Below are 13,201 nucleotides of genomic sequence, written 5' to 3' on the forward strand. Positions count from 1 at the left end.
AGAACACCAACAGAACTGTTCAGTTATTGAAGCGAGAGGCGTAGGTTCCCGTCTGATCAGTTCGCGCAACGAAGCGAGTTCCTATGCAGTCCCCCACACAAACCCTGGCCGAGGGGCTTCGGCTGCCCACCAACGGCCTCGACTACGCGATCCTCGCGATCTACTTCGCGGTGGTCCTCGGCATCGGCTTCGCCGCCCGGCGCTCCGTGAAGACGAGCCTCGACTTCTTCCTCTCGGGCCGGTCACTGCCGGCCTGGGTCACCGGCCTCGCCTTCGTCGCCGCGAACCTCGGCGCCACGGAGATCCTGGGCATGGCGGCCACCGGCGCGCAGTACGGCGTCGCGGTGGTCCACTGGTACTGGATCGGCGCCATCCCGGCGATGGTCTTCCTCGGCCTCGTGATGATGCCGTTCTACTACCGGTCCAAGGTCCGCTCGGTCCCCGAGTTCCTGCTCCAGCGCTTCGACAAGTCGGCGCATCTGCTCAGCTCGGTGCTCTTCGCCTTCGCCGCGATCCTCATCGCGGGCGTGAACCTCTACGCCCTGTCGATCGTCGTCGAGGCGCTGCTCGGCTGGCCGCAGTGGGTGGCGATCGTCGTCGCGGGCTTCTTCGTCCTGGCGTACATCACGATCGGCGGACTCTCCTCGGCGATCTACAACGAGGTGCTCCAGTTCTTCGTGATCCTGGCCGCGCTGATCCCGATCTGCGTCATCGGCCTGAAGAAGGTCGGCGGCTGGGACGGTCTGAGCGGGTCGATCGAGAAGTCGCACGGCGACAACTTCATGACCGCCTGGGGCGGCACCGGCATCGGTGACGCCAACCCGCTCGGCGCGAACTGGCTGACGATCATCCTCGGCCTCGGCTTCGTGCTCTCCTTCGGCTACTGGACGACGAACTTCGCCGAGGTGCAGCGCGCGCTGTCCGCGAAGAACCTCTCCGCCGCGCAGCGCACCCCGCTGATCGCGGCCTTCCCGAAGATCTTCATCGTCTTCCTGGTGATGATCCCGGGCCTGGTCGCGGCCGTACTCGTCCCGAAGATCGGCACGGCGGGTTCAGATCTGACGTACAACGACGCGATCCCCTACCTGATGCAGGAGTTGCTGCCGAACGGCGTGCTCGGCATCGCGGTGACGGGTCTGCTGGCCGCGTTCATGGCGGGCATGGCGGCGAACGTGTCGTCCTTCAACACCGTGTTCACGTACGACATCTGGGCGAAGTACGTGGTCAAGGGCCGCGAGGACGGCTACTACCTGAAGTTCGGCCGGCTCATCACGGCGATAGGCGTCCTCGCCTCCATCGGCACGGCCTTCATCGCCTCGTCGTTCTCGAACATCATGGGGTACCTGCAGACGCTGTTCTCCTTCTTCAACGTCCCGATGTTCGTGGTCTTCATCATCGGCATGTTCTGGAAGCGCGCCTCGATGAAGTCCGGCGTGTGGGGTCTGGTCGCGGGCACCACCGCCGCGATGGTCAACTACTTCTGGATCTACAAGCAGGGCGTCATCGACATCCCGACCGACCAGGGCGCCAACTTCGTCTCGGCGATCGTCGGCTTCGTCGCCGGTGCCGTGGTGATGGTCGTCGTCACGCTCTTCACCGCGCCGAAGCCGGAGGCGGAGCTGGCGGGTCTGGTGTACGGAACGACCGCGCCGGGCATGGACGAGCCCCCCGCCGAGGGCGACGACGCCTGGTACCGCAAGCCGGCGCTGCTCGGCTGGGGCGCCATCGTGCTCGCCGCGGCCTGCTACCTGCCGTACTCGCTCTAACCCGATCGGAGGTCTGGAACACCATGTCCGAACTGCAGAACGAAGTCTCCGAGCTGGAGCGCAAGTCCGCCACGGCGGCCCGTCTCTTCGACATCCGGCGCATCATCGGCGGCCTGTTCGTGGTGTACGGGATCATCGTGACGATCGCCGGCATCTCCCCGTCCGACGCCGACCTGAACAAGGCGGAGGACATCAACATCAACCTGTGGACAGGCCTGGCCATGCTCGCCCTGGGCCTCTTCTTCCTGGGGTGGCTGTGGCTGCGGCCTACACCGCCGCCTACGGAGGCACCGGAGAACGAGGCGCAGGCCAAGCCCGAGTAGCGGCTGACAGATGACAGATGACAGATTTCAGATGACGTCAACCATCTGAAACGGGACCCGAGTTCACTGTGCAGGTGACTCGGGCCCCGCCTGTGTCTCCGTGTTCTCCGTGTACGTGTCCGTCGGCCGTTCCGCCCGGTCGAGCAGGCCCGTGCGCGCCGCGAGTGCCGCCGCCTCCAGGCGGGAGCCGACCCCGAGTTTCATCAGGACCCGCTGCACATGCGTGCGCGCGGTGCTCGGCGCGATGCCCATTCCGGCGGCGATCAGCCGGGTGTCCTCGCCGTCCGCGACCCGTACCAGCACCTCCACCTCGCGCGGCGTCAGCATCTGGAGCAGCCGCTGGCCCTCGTCGTCGGGCTGCGCGGCCGGATTGAGGAGTTCGCTGAACGCGCCCTGGAGCAGCTGCGGGGCGACCGCCGCCTCGCCCGCTCTCGCCTTCATGATGGCGCGCTCGACGCCCTCGATGCGCTCGTCATGACGTACGTACCCGGAGGCACCCGCGGCGAACGCCGCCGCGATGCCGCGCGGACTCGGCACCGGGCCGAGCACCACCACGGCGACCTGCGGACGCTCCCGCTTGATCCTCACCACCGGGTCGAACATGCCGGTCTCGGCGGGCGTCGCCGTGCCGAGCAGACAGACCTCCGGGGCCCGGTTGATGACCAGTTCCGCCGCCCCCGCGGCGGGCGCGGCCGCGGCGAGCACCCGGTGCCCGCGCAGCTTCAGCGCCGAGGCGAGTGCCTCGGCGAGCAGTCGATGGTCGTCGACCACCATGAGCCGCACACCCATAGAGCAACCCCCCACTTGTCCCCACTGATCCCCCACGGATCAAGGGCCCCCCGGCCCCACACCCACTCATCCCCCGGAAGCTACACGCTTGTTCGACGTTACGCGCCCCCTACCGGTCAGAAGCGGCCCGGAATGCCGAAATCCCGGCCATGGGCGGGTGAGGGGGAGTACGGACGTGCGGAAGGCCCCGCTCCAATGAATGGAACGGGGCCTTCCGGCACTTCCGGAACTTCCTGCGCTTCCGCGCGGTGCTCGCGGTGCTCGTCGGGGGTTACTCCGCGACGAAGCCCAGCGCCGTGTACTCCTTCTCGTCCTTCGAGTACGGCTTGCTGATCAGCTCCTTGCCGAAGAACAACTTGCCGTCCGAGTAGAGGAGTTCGTTCGACTTCGGGACCATGCTGCTGATCGCGCTGCCGACCGACTCCGCGGCCGGGGTCTCCAGGAGCTTGGTCTCCTTCATCGTCTTGCCGTTGATGGAGACGATCTGGGAGCCCTTGTCGTAGCCGCCGTCCTTGTACGCCAGGATGTTGCCGCCGTCCATGCGGATCGGGAACATCTCGCCGTTCTCGCCGGCGTCCGCACGGTCACCGGTGGTCTTGCCGGTCTTCAGCGAGAACGAGATGATCTCGTTCGTCTGGCTGTAGCCGTCACCGCCGCCGTCGTGCTGCCGGGTCGGGACATAGAGCTTGTCGTTGCCGACCGCCATCGAGCTGCAGTCGGAGACGACGTTGACCTCGCAGTTGTGGTCGTACTTGCCGTCCGGCAGCGAGATCTTGGCGCGCAGCTTGCCCTGGCCGTCGAGCGAGAAGACGTCCGTGGCACCGCTGGAGGTGATCTCCTGGGTGTCCTGGCCGAACACCACCGGGCTGGTCGAGATGATCTTCGCGTTGTCGACGCCCGGCGTCACCGGGTACGTCCACTGGGCCTTGCCCGACTTGGAGTCGAGGAGCTCGACGGAGAGCTTCTCGTCGTTGTAGTCACCGCACTGGCGCACAGCGACGAGCTGCTCGCCGCCCGCGTACCCCTCGTCCTGGCACTTGGCACCGACCTCGGGCTCCCACAGCAGATCGCCCTTGGCCGCGTCGAAGGCGGCGCCGCCCGCGCTGGTGCCGACCGCGACGGTGGAGCCGCTGATGGCGATCTCCTGGACGCGGGCCGCGGAGCTGCCCTCCTTGACCTGCTCGGTCCAGAGCTTCTCACCGGACTTCAGGTCGATCGCGGAGATCTTCGAGCAGGTCTCGTGGTCGCCGGCCTTGTTCCGCTTGGCCTCTTCGTACGCGACCGCGGCGACGCCGTCCTTGGTGACCTGGGGCGATGCGGTGCAGGTCTGGCCGTCGAGCGGACGGGTCCAGATCTCCTTGCCGGTCGTCGAGTCGTAGCCGACGATCTCGTTGACGCCCGCCTTGGCGTAGACGCCGTCGATCAGCCAGGAGCCCTTGATGCTCCATACGTCGTTCTTGGGCACCTCGGGCTGCGGGAGCTGCATGACGATCTTGCCCGCGGTGTTGGCCGGGACCTTCTCCTTGCCGGGGCCGCCCTCGGCCGCGCCGCCGCCGCCCTTCTGCTCACCGCCCTTGCCGCCGCCGGTCGAGCCCTCGGAGCTGGCCTCGGTGTCGTCCTTGCCGGACGAGGAGGCGTAGAAGACACCGCCGCCGACGATCAGGGCGATCGCCACGACCGCCCCGATGATGATCTTCATCTGGTTGTTCAGCTTGCCGCCGCCGGACCCGCCGGGGGCACCCGCCTGCGGCGCCATCGGCATGGTCGGGGGCTGCTGCTGGTAGGCACCGTACGGCTGCTGCTGCCCGTACGGCTGGCCCGGCTGGCCCGGATAGCCGTAGCCCTGCGGCTGACCCGGCTGACCCGGATAGCCGTAGCCCTGCGGCTGACCCTGCGGAGCCGCCGGCGGCGGCGTCTGCGGCGGGCCGGCCGGGGGCTGCCCCGCCGGAGGCGTCGGCGGCTGGGCCGGCGGCGGGGTCTGCGGGTAGCCGTACGACGGGTTCGGGTTCGGCTCGGGAGCCTTGCCGAAGCCCACCTGCGGCGGGTTCTGCGGTGCGCCGAAACCGCCGGACGGCGGATCCTGGGGGGCGCCGAACCCGCCCTGCGGGGGCTCGTTGGGCGGCTGGGGCGGCTGCGTCATGAGGTCATTTCCTTGAGACGTGAAGCGTGCGGCGATGGGGGGACTGGGGCGTACCGGACAGCGGGGCCGATCACTTGCCGTAGGCCAGCATCAGCTTCTCCGGGCCCTGGGAGCTGCCCGAGAGCCGCGTGGTGGAGATGTAGAAGCGCCCGTCCACGTAGTCGACGTCCTTCGAGAAGAAGCCGCTCTCGATCTCCGCGGTACCCGCCGGGTTCTGCAGGAGCTTCTTGGGCTTGTGCGAGCCGGACGTCGGGATCGAGACGACCTGGCCGCCCGCGTCGTACGACGGGTTGACGTAGGCGACGAGCGCACCGCCCTGCATCTTCAGCGGCAGCATCGACTCCTCGGCCGGCGACTTCACGCGCCAGGCCTCCTTGCCGGTGGAGAGGCTGATCGCGACGACCTCGTTGGCACCGGAGGTCGCCTCGGTCGGCAGGTAGAGGTTGTTGTCGTCGACCGTCACGCCCAGGCAGCCCTGGAGGCTGCCGCCGAGGAACGTCGAGCCGCCGCACTCCGGCGCCCACTTCTCGTCGACGCTGACCTCGGAGCGGGTGTCACTGCTGTTGGGCTTCAGCGTGGTGATGTTCCACTGCTTCTTGTCCTCGTTGGTGAGGTAGACGACCGTGGGGCTCTCGGAGTAGATCCGGCCGACCTTCCAGCCCTTGGGGAACTTCTTCGTCCAGACGGCCTTGCCGGTCTTCGGGTCGAGCTGCTGCAGCTCGTCGTGCTCCGTGTCGGAGCCGGCACCGCAGGACAGCGCGCGGAGCATCTTCTTGCCGCCGGCGAAGCCGCTGGGGAAGCAGGTGCCCTCGTCCTTCTTGTCGGAGACGAAGAGCTCGTCGCCGTTGCTCATCTTCAGCGCCGTGCCGGACTGGGAGCGGCCGACCATCAGCGTGTCGCCGGTGAGGGAGAGGTCGGCGTTCGAGGCGAAGTCGAAGAGACCTTCCTCCTCGACCGGCTTCTTCCAGCCCTTCTCACCGGTCTTCAGGTTGACGACCTGGATCTGGCTGCACTTGGCGTTGTCCTTGAGCCCGTCCTTGTACGCGACGACGATGTCCCCGTCGTCGGTCGCCGTCGGGGTCGTACCGCAGATCTTCTGCGGGAACTTGATCGTGGGCCACTCCGGCTTGCCGGTCTGGACGTTGTAGGAGTTGATCTCCTTGAACGCGGCCTTGACCGCGACATCGCCCTCGACCCACATGCCGTTGGCGTCGGCGCCCGAGCCGGGCACCTTGGGGGCCTCCTTGTACCAGAGCACCTTCGACTCGCCGGGCTGGCGGCCCGCGTTGAGGTCCTCCGTCTCGCCGCCGCCGTCGCCGTCCCCGTCACCGGGGTTAACCGGGGCGGAGCCGGTGGGCTTGGGGTCGTCGCTCTTGCCGGCGGTCGGCTTCTTCTTCTTGCCGTCGTCGTCACCGCCGACGACCGCCCAGGCGACACCGCCGATGACGAGCGCGGCGGCGGCCACGGCGGCCACGATCAGCCCGGGCTTGCCCTTGAAGGGGTTCTTGCTGCCGCCGCCGGGCGGCGTGCCGGGTGCTCCGGGGGCGCCGGGGAACTGCGGCTGCTGTGGCGGGTACCCGTACTGGGGCTGCTGGCCGTAGGGACCGGGCTGCGTGGGCGCGTTGTACGGGCCCGGCTGCGTGGGCGCGTTGTAGGGACCCGGCTGGCCCGGCTGCCCGTACGGGGCGCCGGCCGGCGGGGTCTGCGGGTAGCCGTAGCCGGGCTGCGGCGCGGGCGGCGTCTGCGGGGCTCCGGCGGGCGGCGCCTGCGGCGGCTGGCCCGGAGCCTGCGGCGGCTGGCCCGGTGGCTGCGGGGCTCCGGCCTGCCGCGGATCCTGCGGAGCTCCGAAACCGCCCTGCGGCGGCTGGTTGGGCGGCTGAGTCATCAGCGCTTCCCCCTTCACTGATTTTTCGGCACGCCAAGTGGTGCTCAGGCCGACCTTTCTATCACCCTGCCCCCCTAGCACACCTGACCGGTCCGTCCCCTGTACCCAAGGGAGGACCGGCCTGTGATGCGTCTGTTACGTGACCTCTACACGTCCTCCGCGAGCTCCAGCCAGCGCATCTCCAACTCGTCGCGCTCGCCCATCAGTTCACGCAGCTCGGCGTCCAGTTTGGCCACCTTTTCGAAGTCGGTGGCGTTATCGGCGATTTGAGCGTGCAGCCAGGTTTCCTTCGTCGACAGCTTGTCCAGCTGCCGCTCGATCTTCTGGAGTTCCTTCTTGGCGGCGCGGGCGTCGGCGGAGGAGACGGTCTTCTGCGCGGCGGCCGGTTCGGCTGCCGCGGTCGCGGGCGCCGCGGGAGCCGCCGCGTCCGCCGCCCGCTTGCGCCGCTCCAGGTACTCGTCGATGCCGCGCGGCAGCATCCGCATCGTCGCGTCACCCAGAAGTGCGAACACCTTGTCGGTGGTGCGCTCCAGGAAGAACCGGTCGTGCGAGATCACGACCATCGATCCGGGCCACCCGTCGAGTACGTCCTCCAGCTGGGTCAGCGTCTCGATGTCGAGGTCGTTCGTCGGCTCGTCGAGGAAGAGGACGTTCGGCTCGTCCATCAGGAGCCGGAGCAGCTGAAGCCTGCGCCGCTCGCCACCCGACAGATCACCGACCGGCGTCCACTGCTTCTCCTTGTTGAAGCCGAAGGTCTCGCAGAGCTGCCCGGCGGTCATCTCCCGGCCCTTGCCGAGGTCGACGCGCTCGCGCACCTGCTGCACCGCCTGGAGGACCCGCAGCGCCGGGTCGAGCTCGGCGACCTCCTGCGAGAGGTAGGCGAGCTTCACGGTCTTGCCGACCACGACCCGGCCCGCCTCGGGCTGCACGTCGCCCTCGGAGGTCGCGGCCTGGGCCATCGCCCGCAGCAGGGAGGTCTTGCCCGCGCCGTTCACGCCGACCAGGCCGATCCGGTCGCCCGGGCCGAGCTGCCAGGTCAGATGCTTGAGCAGCACCTTCGGCCCGGCCTGCACGGTCACGTCCTCCAGGTCGAAGACGGTCTTGCCGAGCCGCGTCGTCGCGAACTTCATCAGCTCGCTGGTGTCGCGCGGCGGCGGCACGTCGGCGATCAGCTCGTTGGCGGCCTCGATGCGGAAGCGCGGCTTGCTGGTGCGGGCGGGCGCCCCGCGCCGCAGCCAGGCCAGTTCCTTGCGCATCAGGTTCTTGCGCTTGGTCTCCTCGGTCGCCGCGATGCGCTCACGCTCGGCACGCGCGAAGACGTAGTCGGAGTAGCCGCCCTCGTACTCGAAGACGGCCCCGCCCTGTACGTCCCACATGCGGGTGCACACCTGGTCCAGGAACCAGCGGTCGTGCGTGACGCAGACGAGCGCCGAGCGCCGGGTGCGCAGGTGCTCGGCGAGCCAGGCGATGCCCTCGACGTCCAGGTGGTTGGTCGGCTCGTCGAGCACGATCAGGTCGGGCTCGCCGATGAGGAGCTTGGCGAGCGCGATGCGGCGCCGCTCGCCGCCGGAGAGCGGACCGATGACGGTGTCGAGGCCCTGCGGGAAGCCGGGCAGGTCGAGCCCGCCGAAGAGACCGGTGAGCACGTCCCGGATCTTGGCGTTGCCGGCCCACTCGTGGTCGGCGAGATCGCCGATGACCTCGTGCCGGACGGTCGCCTCGGGGTCGAGCGAGTCGTGCTGGGTCAGTACGCCGAGCTGCAGTCCGCCGTTGTGCGTGACGCGGCCGGTGTCGGCCTCCTCCAGCTTGGCGAGCATCCGGATGAGGGTCGTCTTGCCGTCTCCGTTGCGCCCCACGACGCCGATCCGGTCCCCCTCGGACACGCCGAGGGAGACACCGTCGAGCAGGGCACGGGTGCCGTACACCTTGCTGACTGCCTCGACATTGACCAGATTGACGGCCATTAACGCTCCAGGTAAGGGGGATCGATCGATCTCCCAGCGTAGTCGGAGGCCGGGGCTACCAGCCCGGCGGCCGGTGCGGGGGCATGGGCATACCGGGCATGCCGGGGCGGGCGTAGCCGAGGCGTACGTCCTGCATGGTGCTGATCATCCGCACGGCCATCAGGCCGCAGATCCCGGCGGCGATCAGGGTCAGGTCGGAGAGGATGAACATCAGGACGGCGGTGCGGGCGGTGCCGACGTCGCCGTCGTCCGCGCCCATCAGGAGCAGCCAGCCGAGCGCGCTGGTGGCGCTGGCCGCGACCCAGGTGATCCACCAGGCCGTGAGGGTGCCCTGGCCGGGGCGGTAAGGGGGCGGGGGCGGGGCGTACCCGTATCCGTACGGCGCGGGCGGCGGCGTCGGCCGGGGGCCTTCCGGCTCGCTCGCCACGACGATGTCGTCGGTGATCTGCTTCGGTATCCACCAGTTCGCCACGGGGATGAACCAGGCGCCGATCGCCATGCCCGGCGGCTGCCGGTGCCGGCCGGGCGCGAGCACCTCCGCGTTGGTCCTGACCCGGTTGAACCAGGTCAGGAAGACGGGGATGGCGGCGAGGAAGGCGATGAGGAGCAGCAGGACGGTGACGCCCCAGAACTCCCCGAAGTCGTCGTCGGCGTAGACCAGCCAGGCGTCGCCCAGATCCCCGTACAGATCGAAGTCGGCGATGAGCCGCAGCAAGGAGATGCCGGCCACGCCGCCGAGGAGGATCGCGGCGGCGGTGCCGAGGCCGCCCGCCGGGGCGGGGCGGGGCGGGATGGGGACGTAGTAGCGGGGGTACGGGGTGCCGGGCGGGGGCGGATAGCCGGGGCCGGGGGGCGCGGCGGGCGGGGGCGCTGCGGGACCGGGCGGAGCCGCGGGGCCGCCGGTCGAAGGCGCGGCGGGCGGGGTGTCCGGCGCCTCCCAGGGTTTGCGCGCCGGCTTCCCCCCGGCGTCGCAGCGCGGGCAGCGGCCCTGGTCGTCCAGTGCGGCGGCATTGCACCGCGTGCAGTTCATTCCTCTGCCCCCGATCTCAACTCGGCCGCGCGGAAGGGATGTTCCGCCGGGCCGTGGAGCGATCAGGTTAGGCGATCAGCGCAGGGAACGTCCCGCCCTCTCCACCAGCAGCCACCCCGCGAGCGCCATCCCCACCGCCACCGGTGCCGTCACCCGCACCGCCACCAGCATCGCCGTACGCCCCTCAAGGAGTCCCCCGAAGCCGACCATCGACAGGCCGAGCACCCCGAAGAGGCACAGTGTGACGCCCACGGCCGCCGCCGGGCCCGACACCGGGCCGGGGGGCGACGTCAACTCCCGTGCGGGGGAAGGCCGTTCGAAGCGCCGGAAGACGGTCACCAGCGCGGCCGTCAGCAGACCGGCCGCCGCCATCCGCAGCGGGACCTGCGCCCACCACGCCCCCGACGCAACCTCCGGCAGCGGTACGTCGAGGCCGATCAGCACCCCGTACACGCCCAGCATCGCCGTGAGGTGCCAGAGGAACGCCGTCATGGAGATCCCGTTCGCCGCGACCACCCCGCGCCACACCCGCGGCCGGGCCAGCCACCGCCCGGCGGGCCCCCGCAGCAGCTCCACCGCTCCCACCAGCCACATCCCGTGGCAGAGCAGCGCAAACGTCGGCGGGGCCATGTTCGAGACCTTCTCGCCGGGCATGCCCACCATGGAGAGCGGATACGGGCCGAGCACCACCAGGAGCGCGGCGCCCACGAGTCCCGCGCCCGCCGTCACGAGCGGCACCCGCCCCCACAGCCAGCCGTCCGCCCGCAGGAATCCCAGCTGGTGCACCGCGAGCCACACGAAGGCGAAGTTGAGGAACTCCACGTACGGCACGTCGAAGGCGAACCGCGCCGTGTCCACCGCCGCCGCGGCGAGGACGAGGCCGCCGAACGCGCCCCACCCGTACCGCTCGTGCAGCCGCAGCAGCGGCGGCGTGAACGCGACCATCGCCAGGTAGATCCCGATGAACCACAGCGGCTGGGCGACCAGGCGCAGCGTCACGTCCAGCAACGCCCCGCCCCCGCCGAGGAGTTGCAGCAGCAGGGCCGCGGCTCCCCACACCCCGATGAACACCATCGTGGGCCGCAGCAGCCGCTGGAGCCGGGCCCGCAGGAACGCCGAGTAGACCGAACCGCCCTCCGGGGCCTTCCGGCTCAGGGAACGGTAGGACAGGGCGTGCGAGAAACCGCCGACGAAGAAGAACACCGGCATGATCTGCAGCGCCCAGGTCAGCACCTGCAGCTCCGGCACGACCGCGAGGAGGTTGCCGACCTCGGTCCTGCCGTCGTCCCCGACCGTCACGGCGGCCATCAGCCAGTGCCCGAGCACGACCGTGCCGAGCGAGGCGACCCGCAGCAGGTCGATGTACCGGTCACGCCCGGCGGGCGTCTGCTCGGCCAGTTCGCGCACGCTTGATCCCATACGGGTACGGTCGCGCGCGACGTCCGCCCCGCATCAGGGCACCCGTACTCAAATCCCGTACTCAGATCCGCGTCTGAGTACGTCGGGCACGCCCTGTGGGTCAGAGCAGTACGGCACCCTTGGCGGGCGAGTCCGCCACCCGCGCCGCCCGGCACGTACCGGACGCGAGCAGCGCCTGCGCCACCCGCCGCGCCCCGTCCGCGTCCGCGCAGAGGAACGCCGTCGTCGGCCCGGAGCCGGAGACCAGGGCCGCGACCGCGCCCGCGGCCGTACCCGCCGCGAGGGTGTCCTTCAGCGACGGGAAGAGGGAGAGCGCGGCGGGCTGCAGGTCGTTGGCCACGTTCGCCGCGAGGCCCGCGACATCGCCCGTCCGCAGCGCCTCCAGGAGCGCCGGGGAGGCCTCCGGCTGCGGCGCTTGGGGGGTCAGCCGGTCGAACTCCCGGTACACCGCCGGGGTCGAGAGCCCGCCGTCGGCGACGGCGAACACCCAGTGGAAGGCGCCGCCGACCGGCAGCGGCTCCAGCTTCTCGCCGCGCCCCGTGCCGAGCGCGCACCCGCCCACCAGGCTGAACGGCACGTCGCTGCCCAACTCGGCGCAGATGTCGAGGAGTTCGTCCCGCGAGGCGCGCGTGCCCCACAGCGCGTCGCAGGCCACGAGGGCGCCCGCACCGTCCGCGCTGCCGCCCGCCATGCCGCCCGCGACGGGGATGTCCTTGGCGATGTGGATGTGCACGTCGGGCGCAATGCCATATCGCGCGGCGAGCAGTTCCACCGCCCGCGCCGCCAAGTTCGTACGGTCAAGGGGGACTTGGTCGGATCCGGGCCCCTCGCAGGTCACCCGCAGCTCGTCCGCGGGCGTGACGGTGACCTCGTCGTAGAGGCCGACCGCGAGGAAGACGTTGGCGAGGTCGTGGAAGCCGTCCGCGCGCGCGGCACCCACCGCGAGCTGGACGTTGACCTTCGCGGGTACCCGTACGGTGACGCTCACGCGCCGGCCTCCTTGTGCTCGGCGATGCGCGCGAACTCCTCCACGGTGAGCGCCTCGCCGCGCGCCTGCGGCGAGACCCCGGCGGCGACGAGCGCCGCCTCGGCTGCGGCCGCGGAACCCGCCCACCCGGACAGGGCGGCCCGCAGCGTCTTCCTGCGCTGGGCGAAGGCGGCGTCGACCACGGCGAAGACCTCGCGCTTGGTGGCGCTGGTCTTGACCGGCTCGGTCCGCCGCACCAGCGAGACGAGTCCCGAGTCGACGTTGGGCGCGGGCCAGAAGACATTGCGGCCGATGGATCCGGCGCGCTTGACGTCGGCGTACCAGTTGGCCTTCACGGACGGCACCCCGTACACCTTCGAGCCGGGGGCGGCGGCGAGCCGGTCGGCGACCTCGGCCTGCACCATGACGAGGGTGCGCTCGATGCTCGGGAAGGTGTCGAGCATGTGCAGGAGCACGGGGACGGCCACGTTGTACGGCAGGTTCGCCACCAGCGCGGTGGGGGCGGGGCCCGGCAGCTCGCTCACCAGCATGGCGTCGCTGTGCACGAGCGCGAAGGAGTTCGCCTTCTGCGGGAGGCGGGCCTCGATCGTCGCCGGGAGCGCCGCCGCGAGGACGTCGTCGATCTCGACGGCCGTGACGTGGGCGGCGGTCTCCAGCAGGGCCAGGGTCAGGGAGCCGAGCCCGGGGCCGACCTCGACGACGTTGTCGTCCGGGCCCACTTCCGCGGTGCGGACGATGCGGCGGACGGTGTTGGCGTCGATGACGAAGTTCTGGCCGCGCTGCTTGGTCGGACGTACGTCCAGGGCGGCGGCCAGTTCGCGGATGTCGGCGGCGCCGAGGAGGCTGCTGGGCTCTGTGTTGCTCACCCGTCCAGGTTACGGGGCGCGTACGGCACGC

10 protein-coding genes are annotated in these 13,201 nt (G+C 70.3%); 2 read left to right on the forward strand and 8 right to left on the reverse strand.

Going from position 1 to position 13,201, the window contains the following annotated elements; genetic code table 11:
* The first annotated feature begins 83 nt into the window (after positions 1 to 83).
* Both ACIBKX_RS36225 and ACIBKX_RS36230 read left to right on the forward strand, forming a co-directional pair.
* Positions 84 to 1,766 carry a sodium:solute symporter family protein gene (locus ACIBKX_RS36225; protein WP_363270056.1) on the forward strand — a complete coding sequence of 561 codons (1,683 nt, stop codon included), beginning with the start codon at positions 84 to 86 and terminating at the stop codon, positions 1,764 to 1,766.
* A gap of 23 nt (positions 1,767 to 1,789) precedes the next feature.
* Positions 1,790 to 2,089 (forward strand): hypothetical protein, encoded by a 300-nt coding sequence (locus ACIBKX_RS36230; protein ID WP_363270055.1) that lies wholly within the window; start codon positions 1,790 to 1,792, stop codon positions 2,087 to 2,089.
* 63 nt (positions 2,090 to 2,152) lie between these two features.
* On the opposite strand, the gene ACIBKX_RS36235 is transcribed toward ACIBKX_RS36230, so the two are convergent.
* From ACIBKX_RS36235 to rsmA, 8 genes are all read right to left on the reverse strand, one after another.
* On the reverse strand, positions 2,153 to 2,878 hold the full coding sequence (locus ACIBKX_RS36235) for a response regulator transcription factor (protein ID WP_363270054.1): 726 nt from the start codon (positions 2,876 to 2,878) through the stop codon (positions 2,153 to 2,155).
* A gap of 271 nt (positions 2,879 to 3,149) precedes the next feature.
* Positions 3,150 to 5,018 carry a PQQ-binding-like beta-propeller repeat protein gene (locus tag ACIBKX_RS36240; protein WP_363270053.1) on the reverse strand — a complete coding sequence of 623 codons (1,869 nt, stop codon included), beginning with the start codon at positions 5,016 to 5,018 and terminating at the stop codon, positions 3,150 to 3,152.
* 70 nt (positions 5,019 to 5,088) lie between these two features.
* Positions 5,089 to 6,903: a PQQ-binding-like beta-propeller repeat protein gene (locus ACIBKX_RS36245; RefSeq protein WP_363270052.1), complete on the reverse strand. Its 1,815-nt coding sequence runs from the start codon at positions 6,901 to 6,903 to the stop codon at positions 5,089 to 5,091.
* A 146-nt stretch (positions 6,904 to 7,049) separates the two neighbouring features.
* Complete coding sequence (locus ACIBKX_RS36250) at positions 7,050 to 8,867, reverse strand: ABC-F family ATP-binding cassette domain-containing protein (RefSeq protein ID WP_363270051.1); 1,818 nt, start codon at positions 8,865 to 8,867, stop codon at positions 7,050 to 7,052.
* Positions 8,868 to 8,922: 55 nt separating this feature from the next.
* Entirely contained in the window at positions 8,923 to 9,897 is a 975-nt protein-coding gene (locus ACIBKX_RS36255; RefSeq protein ID WP_363270050.1) for a DUF4328 domain-containing protein, read from the reverse strand.
* A 75-nt stretch (positions 9,898 to 9,972) separates the two neighbouring features.
* On the reverse strand, positions 9,973 to 11,316 hold the full coding sequence (locus ACIBKX_RS36260) for an acyltransferase (protein WP_363270049.1): 1,344 nt from the start codon (positions 11,314 to 11,316) through the stop codon (positions 9,973 to 9,975).
* Between the two features lie 100 nt (positions 11,317 to 11,416).
* The gene (locus ACIBKX_RS36265) at positions 11,417 to 12,304 is read right to left on the reverse strand and encodes a 4-(cytidine 5'-diphospho)-2-C-methyl-D-erythritol kinase (RefSeq protein WP_363270048.1); all 888 of its coding nucleotides are present in this window, start codon (positions 12,302 to 12,304) and stop codon (positions 11,417 to 11,419) included.
* Positions 12,301 to 13,170: a 16S rRNA (adenine(1518)-N(6)/adenine(1519)-N(6))-dimethyltransferase RsmA gene (gene rsmA, locus ACIBKX_RS36270; RefSeq protein WP_363270047.1), complete on the reverse strand. Its 870-nt coding sequence runs from the start codon at positions 13,168 to 13,170 to the stop codon at positions 12,301 to 12,303. Before rsmA ends, ACIBKX_RS36265 begins: the two co-directional genes overlap by 4 nt.
* Positions 13,171 to 13,201: the final 31 nt, after the last annotated feature.

Source organism: Streptomyces sp. NPDC050658 (assembly GCF_044457025.1).
GTDB lineage: Bacteria > Actinomycetota > Actinomycetes > Streptomycetales > Streptomycetaceae > Streptomyces.

What these genes read in the sequence shown, in the direction of transcription:
- ACIBKX_RS36225 (WP_363270056.1), top strand. Translation starts at nt 84, where the DNA reads ATGCAGTCCCCCACACAAACCCTGGCCGAGGGGCTTCGGCTGCCCACC.
- ACIBKX_RS36230 (WP_363270055.1), top strand. Translation starts at nt 1,790, where the DNA reads ATGTCCGAACTGCAGAACGAAGTCTCCGAGCTGGAGCGCAAGTCCGCC.
- ACIBKX_RS36235 (WP_363270054.1), bottom strand. Translation starts at nt 2,878, where the DNA reads ATGGGTGTGCGGCTCATGGTGGTCGACGACCATCGACTGCTCGCCGAG.
- ACIBKX_RS36240 (WP_363270053.1), bottom strand. Translation starts at nt 5,018, where the DNA reads ATGACGCAGCCGCCCCAGCCGCCCAACGAGCCCCCGCAGGGCGGGTTC.
- ACIBKX_RS36245 (WP_363270052.1), bottom strand. Translation starts at nt 6,903, where the DNA reads ATGACTCAGCCGCCCAACCAGCCGCCGCAGGGCGGTTTCGGAGCTCCG.
- ACIBKX_RS36250 (WP_363270051.1), bottom strand. Translation starts at nt 8,867, where the DNA reads ATGGCCGTCAATCTGGTCAATGTCGAGGCAGTCAGCAAGGTGTACGGC.
- ACIBKX_RS36255 (WP_363270050.1), bottom strand. Translation starts at nt 9,897, where the DNA reads ATGAACTGCACGCGGTGCAATGCCGCCGCACTGGACGACCAGGGCCGC.
- ACIBKX_RS36260 (WP_363270049.1), bottom strand. Translation starts at nt 11,316, where the DNA reads ATGGGATCAAGCGTGCGCGAACTGGCCGAGCAGACGCCCGCCGGGCGT.